The 16,844-nt window shown below is 63.0% G+C and carries 16 protein-coding genes; 2 read left to right on the top strand and 14 right to left on the bottom strand.

Annotated features, from left to right (window positions below):
• Window positions 1-100: 100 nt before the first annotated feature.
• Window positions 101-1,993, top strand: coding sequence for an ABC transporter ATP-binding protein (locus tag HMPREF3162_RS03950; RefSeq protein WP_070777019.1), 1,893 nt, complete (start codon window positions 101-103; stop codon window positions 1,991-1,993).
• A gap of 46 nt (window positions 1,994-2,039) precedes the next feature.
• Here the strand turns inward: HMPREF3162_RS03950 and HMPREF3162_RS03945 are convergent, their stop codons facing one another.
• The 7 genes from HMPREF3162_RS03945 to HMPREF3162_RS03915 form a co-directional block, all read right to left on the bottom strand.
• Window positions 2,040-2,501 carry a hypothetical protein gene (locus HMPREF3162_RS03945; protein WP_070776972.1) on the bottom strand — a complete coding sequence of 154 codons (462 nt, stop codon included), beginning with the start codon at window positions 2,499-2,501 and terminating at the stop codon, window positions 2,040-2,042.
• A 50-nt stretch (window positions 2,502-2,551) separates the two neighbouring features.
• Entirely contained in the window at window positions 2,552-3,913 is a 1,362-nt protein-coding gene (gene glmM / locus HMPREF3162_RS03940; RefSeq protein ID WP_070574589.1) for a phosphoglucosamine mutase, read from the bottom strand.
• Between the two features lie 200 nt (window positions 3,914-4,113).
• Complete coding sequence (rpsI, locus tag HMPREF3162_RS03935) at window positions 4,114-4,581, bottom strand: 30S ribosomal protein S9 (RefSeq protein WP_070777018.1); 468 nt, start codon at window positions 4,579-4,581, stop codon at window positions 4,114-4,116.
• 67 nt (window positions 4,582-4,648) lie between these two features.
• Window positions 4,649-5,092 carry a 50S ribosomal protein L13 gene (rplM, locus tag HMPREF3162_RS03930; protein WP_019176036.1) on the bottom strand — a complete coding sequence of 148 codons (444 nt, stop codon included), beginning with the start codon at window positions 5,090-5,092 and terminating at the stop codon, window positions 4,649-4,651.
• A gap of 322 nt (window positions 5,093-5,414) precedes the next feature.
• Window positions 5,415-7,847: a 5'-nucleotidase C-terminal domain-containing protein gene (locus tag HMPREF3162_RS03925; RefSeq protein WP_070776971.1), complete on the bottom strand. Its 2,433-nt coding sequence runs from the start codon at window positions 7,845-7,847 to the stop codon at window positions 5,415-5,417.
• A 141-nt stretch (window positions 7,848-7,988) separates the two neighbouring features.
• On the bottom strand, window positions 7,989-8,876 hold the full coding sequence (truA, locus tag HMPREF3162_RS03920; RefSeq protein ID WP_070776970.1) for a tRNA pseudouridine(38-40) synthase TruA: 888 nt from the start codon (window positions 8,874-8,876) through the stop codon (window positions 7,989-7,991).
• A complete protein-coding gene (locus tag HMPREF3162_RS03915; RefSeq protein ID WP_070776969.1) occupies window positions 8,873-9,433 on the bottom strand; it encodes a LemA family protein in 561 nt (186 codons plus the stop codon). The genes truA and HMPREF3162_RS03915 overlap by 4 nt, the downstream gene beginning before the upstream one ends.
• 272 nt (window positions 9,434-9,705) lie before the next feature.
• On the opposite strand from HMPREF3162_RS03915, the gene HMPREF3162_RS03910 reads away from it, so the two are divergent.
• Window positions 9,706-10,797, top strand: a complete 1,092-nt coding sequence (locus HMPREF3162_RS03910) for a glycosyltransferase family 4 protein (protein ID WP_083304197.1) — start codon at window positions 9,706-9,708, stop codon at window positions 10,795-10,797.
• A 67-nt stretch (window positions 10,798-10,864) separates the two neighbouring features.
• On the opposite strand, the gene HMPREF3162_RS03905 is transcribed toward HMPREF3162_RS03910, so the two are convergent.
• The 7 genes from HMPREF3162_RS03905 to HMPREF3162_RS11995 all read right to left on the bottom strand — a co-directional run.
• Window positions 10,865-11,614: an energy-coupling factor transporter transmembrane component T family protein gene (locus tag HMPREF3162_RS03905; protein ID WP_256278283.1), complete on the bottom strand. Its 750-nt coding sequence runs from the start codon at window positions 11,612-11,614 to the stop codon at window positions 10,865-10,867.
• A complete protein-coding gene (locus HMPREF3162_RS03900; protein WP_070574599.1) occupies window positions 11,607-12,386 on the bottom strand; it encodes an ABC transporter ATP-binding protein in 780 nt (259 codons plus the stop codon). Before HMPREF3162_RS03900 ends, HMPREF3162_RS03905 begins: the two co-directional genes overlap by 8 nt.
• Window positions 12,386-12,997: a biotin transporter BioY gene (locus HMPREF3162_RS03895; RefSeq protein WP_256278284.1), complete on the bottom strand. Its 612-nt coding sequence runs from the start codon at window positions 12,995-12,997 to the stop codon at window positions 12,386-12,388. Before HMPREF3162_RS03895 ends, HMPREF3162_RS03900 begins: the two co-directional genes overlap by 1 nt.
• Window positions 12,998-13,416: 419 nt before the next feature.
• Window positions 13,417-15,006, bottom strand: coding sequence for a glutamine-hydrolyzing GMP synthase (gene guaA / locus HMPREF3162_RS03890; protein WP_070574602.1), 1,590 nt, complete (start codon window positions 15,004-15,006; stop codon window positions 13,417-13,419).
• 50 nt (window positions 15,007-15,056) lie between these two features.
• A complete protein-coding gene (locus HMPREF3162_RS03885; RefSeq protein ID WP_083304158.1) occupies window positions 15,057-15,536 on the bottom strand; it encodes a DUF3817 domain-containing protein in 480 nt (159 codons plus the stop codon).
• Entirely contained in the window at window positions 15,533-16,387 is an 855-nt protein-coding gene (locus HMPREF3162_RS03880; RefSeq protein WP_070574604.1) for an SURF1 family protein, read from the bottom strand. Before HMPREF3162_RS03880 ends, HMPREF3162_RS03885 begins: the two co-directional genes overlap by 4 nt.
• An 8-nt stretch (window positions 16,388-16,395) precedes the next feature.
• A partial coding sequence (locus HMPREF3162_RS11995; protein ID WP_256282678.1) for an IMP dehydrogenase occupies window positions 16,396-16,844 on the bottom strand: 449 nt, incomplete at its 5' end.

The following is a 16,844-nucleotide window of genomic DNA, read 5'->3' as shown; positions in this document are numbered from 1 at the left end:
CGCACTGCCTCTGGGCGGGGCTAGACTTCCCGTGCGTCCCTGTGAGGCCGGCTCGGCTGATACGGGTGAGGAAAGGAGCACCGTGACGAACTACTCCCCCATGGGGATTCTGCATCGCACAACTGCCAGCCAGCGCACTAAGGGCCGTCCCGCCCCCGAGGTTGACCGGGAAGCTCTTCGGCGCATCGGCGGTTTTGCAGCCGGGCACAAGAGCAAACTGGTCCTTTTCATCCTGCTCTCGGCGGTATCCGCCGGTGTTGCCGTGGCCACTCCGGTGCTGGCCGGGCGGGTGGTCAATGCCATTACCGCTGGTGGGCCTGCGAAGCTGATTGTCGGCACGGCGGTTCTCATGGGCTTGCTCGCAGTGGTCGATGCGGCCCTGACAATACTGTCGCGCTTTCTTTCTGCCCGCATCGGCGAAGGGCTCATCTACGATCTGCGCACAGCCGTTTTCGACCACGTGCAGACTCTGCCGGTCGCGTTTTTCAACCGGACCCGCACGGGTGCGCTCATATCGCGGCTGAACAACGATGTCATGGGTGCCCAGCGGGCGTTTTCCAACACGCTGTCCGGGGTTGTGACGAACCTTGTGTCGCTTGCTCTGACGGTCGGTGTGATGGTCGCGATTTCGTGGCAGGTGACGGTGCTGTCCGTGCTGCTCCTGCCGATTTTCCTCGTGCCCGCCCGCTTCATTGCGGGGCGTTTGGCGTCGCTGCAGTTTGCTGCCGCTGATCTCAACGCGGCTATGTCCACACGCATGACAGAGCGGTTTTCCGCTGGTGGGGCGACTCTGGTCAAGCTGTTCGGCAGCCCGCAGAAGGAATCTGCGGAATTTGCTGAGCGTGCTGGCCGAGTGCGCGATATCGGTGTGCGCACCGCCATGCTGCAGGTGACGTTCCTTGCCGCGCTCACTCTCGTGTCGGCACTGGCTTTGGCGCTGGTCTACGGCGTCGGCGGTATGCAGGCGGTGGCCGGTTCACTCGATGCCGGAAAGGTTGTTACGCTCGCGCTTCTGCTGACCCGTCTGTACACGCCGCTGACGATGCTGGCGAATGCGCGCATGGACGTGACATCGGCCATTGTATCGTTCCAGCGGGTGTTCGAGGTTCTCGACTTGCGCTCGACCGTTCAGGAACCGGTCAATCCGAAGCCCCTGCCGGCGGGCCCTGTGTCTGTTGAGTACCGAGATGTTTCGTTCCGCTACCCCACCGCCGCCGAGGTGTCGCTCGCCTCTCTTGAAGACGTTGCGGTTCTCGACGGTCGAGAATCAGCCGAGGTGCTGCACGGGCTGAATATCTCCGTCCCGGCCGGGCACACGGTCGCCCTGGTCGGCTCATCCGGTGCGGGGAAGTCCACAATCGCCTCCCTGCTGCCCAGGCTGTACGACGTAACGGAAGGCTCGGTTGAGCTGTCCGGTGTTGATGTGCGCCAGCTGAGCTTTGACACGCTGAAGTCGACCGTCGGCATGGTCACCCAGGACGGACACCTGTTCCACGAATCGATCCGCGACAATCTGACGATTGCCAAACCGGACGCATCGGATGCTCAGCTGCGCTCTGTGCTGGAGCGCGCCAGGCTCTGGACCGTCATCGACGCCCTGCCCGACGGTCTTGACACCGTGATCGGAGAAAGGGGCTACCGGCTGTCCGGCGGGGAACGCCAGCGGCTGACAATTGCCCGTCTGCTTTTGGCCGAACCGGCGGTCGTGGTGCTCGATGAGGCTACGAGCGCTCTCGATTCAACAAACGAGGCGGCTGTCCAACAGGCCCTGAACGAAGCTATGACCGGCAGGACGGCGCTTGTCATCGCCCACCGCCTGTCGACTGTGCGCAGTGCCGATCAGATCATCGTGATCGAAGGAGGGCAGGCTGTTGAACGCGGCACCCACAGCGAGCTTCTGGCTCAGGGCGGTCGCTACGCGCAGCTGTACACCACCCAGTTTGCAGACCAAGAAGAGTCAGAAGATCCTGCCGGCGGCGCCTCGGCAGACTAATGACTCCCGCTGTAGCGGCAGAGATCGGGCCTCTATGCGATGAACCTCAGACGTCGATTGAGCTCACCGCACCTGCTCGCAGCAGAAGCGGCCAGACCAGCAGGAAGATGAGCGCGCCAGCTGCTGAGCACAGCAACGTCGAAACTGCGACGATCAGCCCGTTGGTCAGCCACGGGCCGGTGACGATGTACAGAGCAACCGGGGTCGCGAAGGCTATGAACAGTGCTGTCATTGCGCTCCAGCGGGCAGGCGCGGCCGGGTCAGCCACATAGCCCGCCCGCACGAAACCGGTGAGGAAAGCACCGACCGCGGCGATGCCGCCGAGTACGGCAAATGATGATGTCAGCACACCGAACATCCACCACAGGCCGGACATACCCGACGTTGCCCTAGCCACGAGGCTCAAACCGATTACGACGACGGTGCCGACCGCCGTCGAGGCAGTTGCGGCAAACCCGGCGGCTAAGCGTCCGTAGAGGACTTTCCCGCTGCGCGCGCTCTTCTGCACCGCCTGGTCACCGCCCGTTCATCAGCTCAGCGGCAGCCCGCCGCAGACGCTCACAGAGCAAGGTTCTGCTTGACGCACTCGGCCAGGCGTTCGGCCTGCTTCTGCGCTTCGGATTCTGTTTCGGCTTCGACCATGACGCGGATGACCGGTTCGGTGCCGGAGGCCCGCAACAGAACGCGGCCTGTCTTGCCGAGTTCGCCTTCGACAGCGGCGACCTCAGCCTGAACGGCGGGGTCGTCGGTGCGTGTCTTGTCGACTCCGCTGACGTTGATGAGAACCTGCGGCAGCTGCGGGATTTCCGCGGCAAGATCAGCCAGCGTACGGCCGGTGGAGGCCAGGCGGTTGATCAGGTGAAGTGCTGTCAGCACTCCGTCGCCGGTTGTTCCGTGATCAAGCAGGAGCACATGGCCGGACTGTTCACCGCCGAGCACGTGGCCGCCGGCCAGCATGCCCTCCAGCACGTAGCGGTCGCCGACTTTCGTCTGCACGTCCGCAATGCCCGCCCGTTCCATTGCCAGTTTGAGTCCAAGGTTCGACATGACGGTTGTGACGAGCGTGTCGTTCTTCAGAGTGCCCGCTTCTTTCATGCCCAGCGCCAGGATGCCCATGATCTGGTCTCCGTTGACTTCGCGCCCGCGCGCATCAACTGCCAAACAGCGGTCGGCGTCGCCGTCAAAGGCCACCCCAAGGTCAGCGCCGTTTTCGACGACAGCTTCCTGCAGTGACCCCAGGTGTGTGGAGCCGACACCGTCGTTGATGTTCAGGCCGTCAGGGCTGGCCGCAATCACCGTCACATCCGCACCAGCCTGACGCAGAGCTGCGGGGCCTACGACAGATGCGGCGCCATTGGCGCAGTCGACAACCACGCGTAGTCCCTGCAGCGGGGTGGAAGTGTCGCCGAGGGTGGACACCAGGTGTTCGGTGAATTCATCTGCTGCCGCAGCATACGGTTTGATGCGGCCGACATCCGCGCCGGTGGGACGATCCCATTCAGCGTCGAGCAGTTCGAGGATTTCATCTTCCGCGGCATCGTCGAGTTTGGTGCCGCCGGGACCGAAGAACTTAATGCCGTTGTCCGGCATGGGATTGTGGCTGGCGGACAGCACAACACCGAAATCAGCACCGGTTGCCTTCACGGCATAGGCCACACCCGGGGTGGGCAGAACACCGGCGTTCCACACATCTACACCCGTCGAGGCGATTCCGCCGGAAATAGCCGAAGCCAGGAAGTCACCGCTGATGCGGGTGTCCCTGCCGACAATCGCAAAGGGGCGTTTGCCGCCTGACCCATAGCGCTTCTCGGGCCTGCCGAGAACCCGACTGCCTGCCACACCCAACTGGAGAGCGAGTCGAGCGGTGATGTCCCTGTTGGCCAGACCGCGAACGCCGTCCGTGCCGAAAAGCCTGCTCATAGAACCTCCTGTTTTTGATCGGAACCATTTTACGTTTGCGAAGCTGAACACCTGATCAGAACCCCGCAGTGCATGAAGAACACAGCGGAAGGCGCGCGGCGCCTCGTACCCGGAAAGCACAAAACCCCCGCACCGAAAGTGCGGGGGTCTTGATGCAGGCGTCGTGCGCCCCAAGTGCGATCTGCCCGGGTGGGCGAAGATCAGCGCTTAGAGAACTGCGGAGCCTTGCGAGCCTTCTTGAGACCGGCCTTCTTGCGTTCGGGAACGCGAGCGTCACGCGTGAGGTAACCGGCCTTCTTCAGTTCAGGGCGGTTGTTTTCACGGTCGATTTCGTTCAGCGAACGGGCGATGCCCAGGCGGACAGCACCGGCCTGGCCGGAGGGTCCACCACCGGAAATGCGCACGAAGACGTCAAAACGGCCTTCGAGGTCAAGCAGGCGGAAGGGGTCGCGAACGAGCTGCTGGTGCATCTTGTTCGGGAAGTAGGCTTCAAGGTCACGACCGTTGATCTTCCATTCACCGGTGCCGGGGACCAGGCGGACGCGAGCGATTGCGCGCTTGCGACGGCCAACGCCCTGGCCGGGAGCGGTGAGCGATTCGCCGCGGCCACCGGCCACGGTTTCGCCGAGACCAGCCGAAGCCGGGGTTTCGGTCGAGTACGACGTCATTTCGACGTCCTCGTTCAGGTTCTGGTTGTCAGCCACGATTCTCCTCGGTTAACTGAGCCTTGGGCGCTTACTGCGCGACCTGGCTGATTTCGTACTTCTGCGGGTTCTGCGAGGCGTGCGGGTGCTCAGCACCTGCGTACACCTTCAGCTTGCGCATCTGGGCACGGCCGAGGCGGTTCTTGGGGATCATGCCTGCAACAGCCTTCTCCACTGCACGCTCGGGGAACTTCTCAAGGAGCTCTTCGTAGCTGAGGCTCTTGAGACCACCCGGGTAGTTGGAGTGGCGGTAGGCGCGCTTCTTCTCCAGCTTGTCGCCGGTGAGCACAATCTTGTCCGCGTTGATGATGATGACAAAGTCACCCGTGTCGATGTGAGGTGCGAATTCCACCTTGTGCTTGCCGCGCAGCAGACGAGCTGCCTGCGAAGCAAGGCGACCGAGAACGACGTCAGTGGCGTCGATGACGTGCCACTGGCGCTCGACATCGCCGGGCTTTGGTGTGTACGTACGCAAAAGTTGCCTTCTTTTCGTCTCTAGCTTCCAAGCCACACACGTCTGCCTGACAAGGTCGTGAGTCTTGTTCAGCAGTACTTGACTTGCTTGAGGTGCACGGTACGCGTATACATTTCCCGCTTGTCCTGCAACGCGACTAGAGGTCTGCGGCATGTGTATCTGACGTACAGCGACTGTCCATACTAGCCTGGATTCGCGCGGCTTTGCAAAACGGAGCCGGTGTATGCGGAAACGCTTCGGCGGGCAGCTCCCCTGTGGGAACTGCCCGCCGAAGCATTCAGGGCTTGCGCCTCAGTGACTCAGAACCTTAAGAACCGCAGCTTCAGTTCACGTCTGCGTTCTTGCGGCGGGTGACGACAAGCGCACCGGCACCGGTCAGCAGCAGTGCGACTGCCGCGGCAGCAGCCAGGCCGAGTTCCGTACCCGTGCGCGGCAGCGGGTTGTTCGCTCCGTCACCCGGCTTATCGCCGTCGGTGTCGGCAGCTCCCGGCTGCGCGTCCTTGTCACCGGCTTCCGGCTCAGCGCCTTTGTCGCCAGCCCCCGGCTTGACGGTCTTGTCGTCAGCTTCCGGCTTTTGCGCATCGGCAGGTTTGTCGGCAGCAGAAACCACACTCACGGGAATTTCGACCTTGCCGCCGATGGGCAGCGGGTTGTTGTCCCACCAGTCGTGATCGGGCGAAGCAGTGAGGGAAGCCGTCATCTTCGACCCCTTGTCTGCCTTGGCTTTGCCGCCTTCGGCCTTAGCAGCCTCAGCTCCGTCAACCTTGCCGCCGGCCTTCGGTGTGCCCTTCTTGCCTGCGTCCTTTGAAGCGGTGACCTTGAACTTCACCTCGGACTTGCCTTCGGGAACCGAGTCGAACTTCGCAGCGTTCTTCTTGCCCTTGACGGCGTGCTTGCCAAGGTCGATCGAAACACCCTTCGGCAGGTCGAAGGTCATCTGCAGAGGGCCCTTGATTTCCTTCTTGGCGTTGAACTGAACGCCGATCTCCGCGGTGCTGCCGGCCTTGATTGCAAAGCCGCCGTCTTTGCCCGCAGGATGGTCGATGGAGACTTCGAGGTCGCCGTTCTTCATCACGTCCAGCGCAGCGTCAGCCTGACGTTCGTCCTTGTCGGCCTTCACCTTCTTGCCTTCATCCTGACGGGCATTGAAGTAGGCTTCCCACACTTCGAAGTCGGTCAGACCGGACTGTTCGAACTTGCCGTTGGCAAAGGCCTCGAAGTTGTCGCCGCCTGCCGCCAGGAAGGACAGGGTGGCCACACGGTAGGTCTTCTTCGGGTCAATGTCCTTGCCGTTTACCTTGACGGATACCACGTGCTTGCCGCGTTCAGCCTTGGAGTCGTAGACGACTTCGAGTTCCTTAGACACGCCCAGGTGCAGGAACGGACGGCTGGCACCATCAGGCTGCCACTGCTGTTCAAACAGCTTGATGACGTCGGCGCCCTTGAGCGAAACAACTCCGTGGTCATTGGCAAACGGAAGAACCTGGTTGAGTTCTGCAACCGTGACTTCGCCGGGCTTTTCGCCGTTGAAGATGTCATCGACCTTCAGATCGGTGCGCAGACCACCCGGGTTCGTGATGCCGAAGTCCGACTTCTCCAGCTGAGACAGGCCGGTGCCTTCGTTGAGTGCGTCAGCAACGAGGTTGCCGAGCGTCGATTCGGCACCGCGGTCTTCCGTGCCGTCCTTGTCGAAGGCGCGCGTGATGTCTTCGTCGATTTCACCGGCTACTTCCTTGCCGATTTCCTGCGACTTTTCGGTGGCTGCCTTGATGATCTCACCGGTCTTGCCGATGGTCTCAGTCGAGGCAGTCTGCCCCTTGGTGTCGACAACTTCCTGACTGTCGACGGTCCAGCTGCCGTCGCCCTTAGAGGTCAGGTTGATCGCGGCGACGTTCTTGCCGTACTGGCCTGCCTGCATCACGGGGACCGTATTGTCGCCCTTCTTGTAGGTGCAGTTGACCGGAACGTGCGTGTGGCCGAGGAAGAACGCGTCGACTGAATCGTCAGCGGAGTCGAGGATGCTCTTGACTTCCTTGCTCTTGCCGATCGCAGTGGAGCAGCTGTCTCCCTCAGCCGATCCGCTCATACCGACGTGCGCCTGAACAAGCGTCACGTCCGGTGCCTGATCCTCGGGCAGGTCGGCGATCTTCTTCGAGGTGTTCTTGACCGCTTCTGCGGTGTCGCCGAAGTCAAGGTTCTTGATTCCAGACGGGCTGACGAGGCTTGCGGTTTCCTGCGTCACAACACCGATGACGGCAATCTTAATGCCGTCCTTTTCGATGATTTCGTAGTCCTTGACGCCTTCTGGGACGTCTTTGGTGCCCTTCTTGTAGACGTTGGCGGCCAGGTGCGGGAACTCTGCCTTGTGAGGCCCTGCCAGCACGCGCTCGCTGAAGTCTTTGAAACCGCGGTCGTATTCGTGGTTGCCCATTGCCGAGGCGTCGAGCCCCAGTGCGTTGAGGTAGTCAATCGTGGGCTCGTCTTTCTGAGAAGACGACACGTAGGTGCTTGCGCCGATGTTGTCGCCGGCGGACAGCAGAACTGAGCTGCCCTCAGCTTTGCCGCGCTGGTTTTCGATGGTCGAGGCCATTGCCTGGCCGTCGGGGTCTGCGATTCGTCCGTGGAAGTCGGTGATTCCCAGCACCTGGAGCTTGGCGCCCTCCGGGGCGTCCGCGTAAACCGGCATTGCGCCGAGAGGTGCGACCAGTGCGGCGGCGGCAGCGCCTCCGCACAGCGCACGGCGTGCTTTGAACATGTTCAATCCTCTGTTTCTGAGTCAGCGTCTATTCGCGCGTTCCTGGAAAAGGTCTGACCATAGTGTTGCAAATCTGAGACATTTTTGGGGACTTCTTTATGAACTCAACATGGCCTATTCATGAAGGGCCGTTGTCGTGCGCTACCCGTTTCCCAGCTCGGCCGAGTCCCTCCGAGCCCGCGTCTGCCGCGCCCGCGCGGCCCATTCACCTTCCGGAGGATAGCCCACTTCTTCCATCACCAGCCCCTCCCCGGGGGCTATGTAAAGCGGTTCCGGGCTTCCACCTTGTGAGCTGGCCCGTTCCAGCAATTGGGCAGGGTAATCAGCTGACCACGCACCCGTGCCGACTCGGATCAGGCCGCCGACGATTGCGCGGACCATGTGGTGGCAGAAGGCATCCGCGCGCAGCCTGAAGACAATCACCCCATCACGGTCGCGGCCGACTGAGATCTGCTGCAGCGTGCGGATGGTTGTCGAATCCGGGCGGGGTTTGCAGAACGGCAGAAAGTCATGCAGGCCCAGCAGTCCGGCAGCGGCACGGGCCATGGCGTCAGAGTCGAGGGCACCTCGGTGGCGGACCGTAGCGGCGGCCAGAAGGGGATCGAAGAACGACAGGTCATCAGCCAGCCGGTACGAGTAGGCCCGCCACTGTGCCGAGAAGCGCGCATCGAAGTCATCCGATACCGCAGCGGCACCGTGAATGACGACATCGTGGGCATCCAGTCGACTCAGCGCACCGCGCAGACGGCTGACAAGGGCAGATTCAGGCGTGCGCGGAACACCGTCCCGATCGACTCGACGCTGCCCCACGAGTGCCGCAATCTGGGCTTCGCCGAGGTCCAGGTGCACAGCCTGCCGGCGCGCGTGCACTCCCGCATCGGTGCGCCCGGCAACAACCGTGCGCACGCGAGAACGGCAGACCAAAGCGAGCGCCTCTTCCAGGGTTCCCTGGACGGTGCGCAGATTCGGCTGCACTCCCCACCCGCGGAAGTTGGTGCCGTCATAACCAAGATCGAGTCGAAACCTCACGGACGAAACTCTACGACGGGCTCCGCTTCGACATCCTGGTACTCCATGGGAACAAGCAGCGGAAACGCCGTGCGAAGGGCGAAGGCAGTCGGCTGGCGACGCTGCGAAGTGTATTTGGCAACTGCCAGGTTGTAATAGCGGATGCTGGACACGATCCGCCCTTCGATGATCCGCATTTGGGCGTGCAGATCGATTGCCGAACCTAAGCTTTGGCGGTGCTGGTCAACTTCAATGAGCCCAATGGCCAGTGCGTCGATTGCGTGGGTCAGCCGCTCTTCCGCCTGCCCGATTTCGGATGCGTCCTTGACCGTTCTGGCCCGCCGCAGAGCATCCTGCACTGCCCGCTGATGGTGTTCGTCCTGTTCCGAATGAGCTGTCGCCATGCGCAGGAACTCGGGCACGAGGGCGTGCCGGTCCGTGCGCACCTGGTCCAGCTGCCGCTGGGCCTCCCCCACGAGGTCAAGCGCCAGTCTCAGCCGCGAGCCCCGGGAGTACAGAAGGTAGGCCAGACCCAAACACAGGACGACCGCAACGATCACGAGGACGATCTCTGCCACCGCGCCTCCTTCGCCTTCTCTCCGAACACCTGCACGATCCATGTTCTCGGCACCCGATGGGGCCGTTGGGACAGCTGCTGTGAGCACCTTATCCGCACCCGCGTTCCAGGCTGCACTCATGGTATCGACCGGCCTTGGCGGCTGAAAGGACTCACCGGGCAGGTGACCGAAAGTTCACCTTGGAGTGTTCTGTGCGTGGCAAAACGGCCACCTGGGTGGATGATCCTAAAACCGTGAGAGTTGCGATTGTTGCTGAAACTTTTCTGCCCCAGATGAATGGTGTTGTCGGAAGTCTCCTCAAGGCGATTGAGCACATCACCGAACGCGGCTATGAAGCTCTGGTCATTGCCCCGGGCACCCGAATGGGCGGTCCGCGTGAATACATGGGCGTGCCGATTGTCTATGTGCCCTCGCTGGCTTTCCCCGCGTATAAGCGGCTGCGCGTAGCGCCTGGTGGAGTCGCCCGCATCCGCCGGATTCTCGCCGATTTCGCGCCTGATGTTGTGCACATAGCCTCGCCGTTCCTTCTGGGATGGCGTGCGGTGCAGGCGTGCCAGGAGCTCAACATCCCGTCAGTCGCGGTCTACCAGACTGAGGTTCCCGCCTACGCTGCCCGCTACGGTCTTACCGGCGTTGAGTCCATGCTGTGGGGCCACGTGCGAAACATCCACAACCGCGCCACCATGACCCTCGCCCCGTCGACCCCGACGATCGAACAGCTGGAATCGCACGGTGTTGACCGGATCGCCAAATGGGCCCGAGGCGTCGACGCCGCGCGTTTTCACCCGGACCGCAGGTGCGATGAGTGGCGGCAGTCGGTGGCCGGCGGGAAGAAGGTCATCGGCTACGTGGGTCGGCTGGCCGCCGAAAAACAGGTGGAGAATCTGCGGGTGCTTGCCGATGTCCCCGATGCCAAGATCGTCATCATCGGCGAAGGTCCGCTCATGGGCCGCCTGCGGACGGTTCTGCCGAACGCGCACTTCACGGGCTTTCTCGGCGGCGAAGCTCTGGCCCGGGCTGTTGCCGGCTTTGACCTGTGCATAGCACCCGGTGAATTTGAGACGTTCTGCCAGACAATTCAGGAGGCCATGGCCTCCGGTGTCCCCGTGATCGCGCCGGCTCGCGGCGGACCGCTGGACCTGGTGGATCATTCGCGCACCGGCTGGCTGTACGCCCCGGGCGATGTTGCGGGTCTGCGCGACCGCGCTTTGGACCTGCTGGGTGACGATGCCAAGCGCCGCGCCTTTGCGCAGGCCGCCCGGGCCGAAGTCGAGTCCCGCACGTGGCGCGGGGTGTGCTCGCAGCTGGTCGGCTATTACGCGCAGGCGATTGCCGCTCACGAAAACCTGGCGCACTCCCGGTAGTCGGCGCCTCGGCGGTGTGCCAAAGCGCAGCTGCCGCAGCGGCACCCCTCCCGGAGGTCCCGGTCGCCTACTCCCCCGAGGTACTACCCGGCTCTTCGACGAGACCGCGCGCTTCCAGCGCGGCACCGGTGTCAATGGCGTAGCGCACCGTACCGAGCACAACCGGCACTGAGCGCGCCCGCAGTGACCTTTCCAGTCCGCGGGCGCGGGCGGAATCGGCGGCCAACCCTACGAGGTCCGCGATATACGACACACTGCGAATGGTGAGGGCCGCGGCCAGGCCCACGATTCTGGGACTTACCCCCACCCAGCCCAGCGGCCTGGCGGCAGCGGCGAACACGCGAAGCAGTTCGCTGATGCTGGTGGTCAAGATGAGCACGGATGCTCCGATGACTCCTGCGAGCATGGCGGTGGCCACCCTGGCGGCGGTGACCGCGTCTGTGAATATGAGGTTGCCGAGCACCAAGAGCAGCATGACCGGCCACATGCGCAGCAGGGGCAGGACCACTTTGCCAAGCGGCAGGCCCGCAGTGAGTGCGATGAGCACGATCAGCACGAACACCGCACCGTTGACCCATGCGTCGCGCACAATGATCACCGGCAGGCTGGTCAGCATCAGGACGATGACTTTGATCCAGGCGGGCGTTCGGTGCAGCCAGCCTGGAATCGGCCAGCGCACCCCGAGGAATTCACCGCGGCGACGCTGAACCGTGCGCGGCTTCGGCATGGCCGATCGGGCAATCATGCGAGGCGCTGTCTGGCCGGCGGGGTCGACGCTGGCTGACGAGGCGCCGCTTTCCTCGGCCTTGTCAGTCATCGGCACTCGGGGTGCTGGGATTGTGCGGGGGACGGCGTGTGGCTCGGGCAGCTGAGACAGCTGCTTTGCGGTAGTGGGCGATGGCCTGGTCAGCAGGGCCGTCGAAGGCGATCTGGCCGCCGTCGATCACCAGGGCACGTTCGGCATCGGCTGCGAATTCGAGATCGTGAGTGGTGGTGATGATCTGCACGCCGCGTTTTTCGGCGAGTTCGTCCAGGGTATCCCGCAGGAGCGTCCGGTTAGTCAGGTCGAGCAGGGTTGTAGGTTCGTCCATCAGCAGAACCTGCGGTTCCACCGTGAGGACCGAGGCCAGCGCCACCAGTTGGCGCTGGCCGCCGGAGAGCTCATAGACCGATCGGTCGGCAAGTCCGGTCAGGCCGAGTTCGTCGAGCACCGCGAGGCAGCGTTCGCGCCGCTGGCGCTTGTCTTCTATGCGCCGCAGTGACAGTTCGATGTCTTCTATGACGGTCGGCATGACCAGCTGCGCTGCCGGGTCGGTGAAGACAAAGCCGACGTTTTGGCGTACGGTGCGCCCGTCATCGACCGTGTCGAAGCCGTCAACGGCGACCCTGCCCCACGTGGGCAGAGTAAGGCCGTTGATCATCCGCAGGAACGTGGACTTACCTGAACCGTTGGCGCCGATGACGGCCACCCGCTGCTCATTGATTTCGCAGGTGAAAGGGCCTGCCAGGGTGCGCCACTGACGCTCTGGCCCGCCTTCTGCCGAATCGAGAACAGCGGCGTGAGCGCCGTCGAAGACAATGTGGGCCATCAGCGTCGTGTCAGAACCGGGAAGGCGCGCAGAACCATCACGGCTAGGAAAGCAGCAACGGTGGTCTTGATGACGTCACCGGGCCAATAGGCCATATCGGCAACTGTCGCAGCGCCGAACGGGATGCCGCCGTTGATGGACATCCCGGCAATTCCCATCAGGTGCAGAAGAACCGAGGCGGTCACCAGCGAACCGAGGATCATCACGACAACTCGGCGGGCACCGGAGAAGCGGCGGTAGGCAAAGCGTGCAGTCCAACCGGACAGCAGCGTGTAGAACGGGAAGCCCAGAATGAAGCCAGCTGAAGGGCCGGCGAGAACGCCGATTCCGCCTCGTCCTCCCGAGAACACGGGGAGACCCACAAAGCCCAGCGCCAAGTACAGCAGCACCGCAATGAAGCCGCGCGTGGGGCCCAACACCATGCCGGTGAAGGCCAGCATGAGAGTCTGCAGGGTGATCGGCACGCCGACCGGACCGACCGGGATGGGAGGCACGAGGGCGAACACCCAGATGAGAGCCGCGAACACGGCGATGAGTGCAACGGACAGGCCGGCAGAAACGCCCTGCCCGCGGGCGCCGTTCTGCGGCGCGGAAGGGTTGTTGGAAGTCATGAGGTGAATCGTACCTGAACACTGTTCAGGTGAAGAAATCTTACCGAGTTAGCAGAGTTGCCCACATTGGGGTGGCGTGTGATTCTGCCGCCGCTGGCCTTGAGAGACCTCGCCCCGCCTAGGCCCCGCCTCAGCTAGGTGCGAACCTCTGCCTCGTTCTAGTGCTGAGGCCGCCTCCCAGCACTGCCCCACGCTTTAGCAACAAAAACTCCCGTTAGCAGTTGTTGCTAAAGCGCAGATTTGTTGCTGAGGGGGGGTCCCCTTGGGGCTAACGGGTGGATTCGTTGCTAACGGGTGTTGTTCCTGGCAAGAGGCGCCAGCAGCTGGCCAGGTCAGGCCGCACCCGCGCCTAAGCGCAACTGCGCCGACAAGCATTCGCTTGTCGGCGCAATGTTCTGAGTGGAAGGGCTACACCCCGCTCACTCCCATTCGATGGTGCCCGGAGGCTTCGAGGTGATGTCGAGGACGACGCGGTTGATCTCGTCGACTTCGTTGGTGATCCGGTTGGAGATCTTCGACAGCGTGTCATAGGGCACGCGGGTCCAGTCTGCCGTCATGGCATCTTCGCTCGAAACGGGACGCAGCACAACGGGGTAGCCATAGGTGCGGCCGTCACCGGCAACGCCGACGGAGCGGACGTCTGCCAGCAGCACAACGGGGCACTGCCAGATGGTGTTGTCAAGGCCGGCGGCGGTGAGTTCTTCGCGGGCAATCGCATCGGCTTCGCGCAGAATGCTCAGGCGCTCTTCGCTGACCGCCCCGACAATGCGGATGGCCAGGCCGGGGCCGGGGAACGGCTGACGGGCAACGATCACTTCCGGCAGACCGAGTTCGCGGCCAACAGCCCGAACTTCGTCCTTGAACAGCGCGCGCAGCGGTTCGACGAGTTCGAACTGGAGGTCCTCCGGCAGACCGCCGACGTTGTGGTGGCTCTTGATGTTCGCGGTGCCCGATCCCCCACCGGATTCGACAACGTCCGGATACAGGGTTCCCTGCACCAGGAATTCGATGTTTTCGCCGTCGCCTTCGCGCGATTCTGCAACGAGTTCAGCCGCGGCCTGTTCAAAGGTGCGGATGAATTCGCGGCCGATGATCTTGCGCTTGCGTTCGGGATCTTCAACACCGTCGAGTTCGCCCAGGAACTTCTGCGAAGCGTCGACTGTCACCAGTCGAACGCCGGTCGCTGCCACGTAGTCCTGTTCGACCTGTTCGCGTTCGTTTTTGCGCAGCAGGCCGTGATCGACGAAAACGCAGGTCAGCTGATCGCCCACGGCGCGGTGGACGAGAGCTGCGGCGACCGCGGAGTCAACGCCGCCGGACAGACCGCAGATGACCTTCTTGGTGCCGATCTGTTCGCGGATGCGGGCAACCTGTTCGTCGATGATCGAGTCAGCCGACCAGTCCGCACTGAGGCCAGCGACCTTGAACAAGAAGTTCTCGATGGTCTGTTTGCCGTATTCGCTGTGCATGACTTCCGGGTGCCACTGCACCCCGGCAAAACGACGCTCGCTGTCTTCTATTGCGGCGATGGGAGCCCCGGCTGTGCTGGCTAGGACCGTGAAGCCCTCGGGTGCGGTTTCAGCGGAGTCGCGGTGGGACATCCAGACGGTCTGCGCTGCGGGCAGGCCGGACAGCAGAGCCCCTTCTTCTGTCACTTCGAGTGCCGTCGATCCGTACTCACTGGCCCCGGTGCGGGCCACACGACCGCCGAGTGCCTGCACCATGGTCTGGAAGCCGTAGCATATGCCCAGCATGGGAACGCCGAGGTTGAACACCTCCGCGTCAATGGACAGGGCGTCTTCTGCGTTGACGGATGACGGCCCGCCCGAAAGCACGATGGCGACCGGATTCTTGGCCGCGAATTCGTCAGCGCTTGCGGTGTGGGCAATGATTTCGGAGAAGAGCCCGGCTTCGCGTACACGGCGTGCGATCAGCTGCGCGGTCTGTGCACCGAAGTCGACGACGAGGACGGGGCGAGCGTCCGTACCGGTTTCGGGGGTCTGGGTCATGCTTCTATCCTAAGCCTTCGCAGAGCTGATTCTGCTGGTGCAGACGGTGGTCAGAGGGCTGATTTCGGTGCGACGACGACAGCGTCGTCGAGTTCTTTTTCACCGCGGCGGTGGATTTTCGCTTCGACGATGAACGACATGACCGGAACAACCCCGGCCAGGGCCAAGATGATGAGGTTCTTCAGCCCCCACTTCATCTGCGAGTTCAGCCAGAAGCACACGATCAGGTAGGCCACGTAGCACCAGCCGTGTGCAATGGCGACGGCCGCGGCGGCGTTGAAGCTGCCGAAGGTCAGCGCTTCGGAGGGGTCGCCGCCCATCATGAGCCCCCAGATGAGGTACTTGAAGATCATTTCGACCGTCAGGATCAGCAGCATGACGCCGGTGATGATCGCCATGATCCGGTAGAACCGCAGTGCGTTGCGGGCGGACTGCCAGCGGTTGAGGGTGAACACCGCGTTGGGGTCTTCCTCGTTGAATTCGGGACGGCGGTCCAGAGGGTCGCCGCCGTTCTGGGGATCCTGGCTCACTGGTCGTCTCCGTTCGTTCGAGTGCGGGGCATCTTTTCGCCGGCGTCTTTGACCACCACGTATTCAACGGGGCCCTGTTCTTCCCGGCGGAGAGAATTGTATTCGTCGCGCAGCAATCGGAACCAGATGTACACGGCGAAGACTGCGAACACGATCCATTCGACCGCGTAGAACGCCGATTGGAGGTCAAAGCCCGCATCCTGCGGTTCCTGGTAGGGAACATGGGACAGCTGGTCGCCGCCGATGCCGACTTCCGGGTTCTCCTGCGGGAAGAGGAACGCGGAGTAGGTGTAGACGTCGAACAGGTTGACAAGCTGTGAGGTTGAAATGGACCGGACTACGCCTTCGGGCAGGCCCTTTGTGTCCAGGGGGCCTTCAATGGGGGCGATGCGGGCGTCAAGTGTGACTTCCGCGTCCGAGGCGGTGCTTGCCTTGGCCGTTTCGAGGTCTTCTGTCCATCCGCGCACCACCGGGATGGCGACGGGTTTGGATTCGAGTTCGTCGGTGTCTGCGTCCTGGGAGAACTGCGGGTCGTCAGGGGCGAACATGGTGACGACCCAGTAGCCCTTGACGCGGTTCAGGTAGCGGTCGTCGATGATGATCTGCTGGTCTGGCAGGAAGTGCCCGCTGATGGTGACCCGCTGGTCGGCCAGGTAGCCCGGCATGGGCCCCTGGGCTTGCATGATGTCGTTGAAGGGCTTCGCCACCGCCAGTTCGGGGTTGTCGGCCTGCTGGCTTTTGGACTGGGCGCGGTCAATCTGCCATGCAGAAAGCGTGACGAAAGCGGTGACCAGCAGCAGAACGAGCGCCAGGAATCCCAGCCATCTGGGTTTCAAGGCAAGACGAAGCACGGCGCCCCTCAGCTTTCGGCGTCGACGACCACGTTGACGCGCTGGAAGGATTTGAGGTCCGTGTAGCCCGTCGTGGCAAGGGCGCGGCGGAGGGCACCGGCGAGGTTGACTTCGCCCACTGCGGAGTGGCCCGGCCCGTGGATGAGCTGCTCCAGCGGTGCCACGGTGCCCATGTGCACGCGGCGGCCGCGCGGGAGTTCCGGGTGGTGGGCTTCTGCACCCCAGTGGAAGCCCTGACCGGGGGCTTCTTCGGCCCGGGACAGTGCTGAGCCGAGCATGACGGCGTCAGCGCCCATGGCGAAGGCCTTGACGATCGAACCGGTGGAGCCCAGTCCGCCGTCGGCGATCACGTGCACGTAGCGACCGCCGGATTCGTCCATGTAGTCGCGGCGGGCAGCCTGGACGTCGGCGATTGCCGTGGCCATGGGCACCTGAATGCCGAGAGTGTGGCGGGTGG

Origin of the sequence: Brevibacterium sp. HMSC07C04 (assembly GCF_001815905.1) — a bacterium.
Lineage (GTDB): Bacteria > Actinomycetota > Actinomycetes > Actinomycetales > Brevibacteriaceae > Brevibacterium.
Note: the sequence above shows the minus strand (reverse complement) of the source record. Positions and strands in the feature narration are given on the sequence as shown.